The organism is Pseudomonas sp. 2822-17, from assembly GCF_002742485.1.
Taxonomy (GTDB): domain Bacteria; phylum Pseudomonadota; class Gammaproteobacteria; order Pseudomonadales; family Pseudomonadaceae; genus Aquipseudomonas; species Aquipseudomonas cyclaminis.
In genome coordinates this window covers 1-349 of sequence record NZ_LJRZ01000287.1, presented here as the reverse complement: position 1 = coordinate 349, position 349 = coordinate 1, and the positions used below count along the sequence as shown (strand labels likewise).

The following is a 349-nucleotide window of genomic DNA, read 5'->3' as shown; positions in this document are numbered from 1 at the left end:
CCCTAGAATCAAGAAAGAATATGTCACTAAGGACTTTAAAATAATCTTTTTCATTACCTTGCAATGATGAAAGAGCAGAAATGAAATGAGCTAAATATAAACCACTGTTTATCCCCTTATCTGGCTCCATTCCATGGGCTGATTTTCCCGTAACTTCTAAAATGAGTTTATTATTCTCTATATGGTATTCACCAGATATACTATGCTTACTTAGGAAGTGTATGAAATCACCTATTACATCTTGATGTTCAATCCCCACTAATTCAACTTTCGCCTTTTCAGGTACCATATTTAATCTTTCACCTGAATGAAATGATTGAACAATCCCACCTTCAGCTGGAATATATGT

At 34.1% G+C, this 349-nt stretch carries 1 protein-coding gene; it reads right to left on the bottom strand.

What is annotated here, in order from left to right; translation table 11 throughout:
- A partial coding sequence (locus AOA60_RS32155) for a peptidase dimerization domain-containing protein (RefSeq protein WP_158235020.1) occupies positions 1 to 349 on the bottom strand: 349 nt, incomplete at both ends.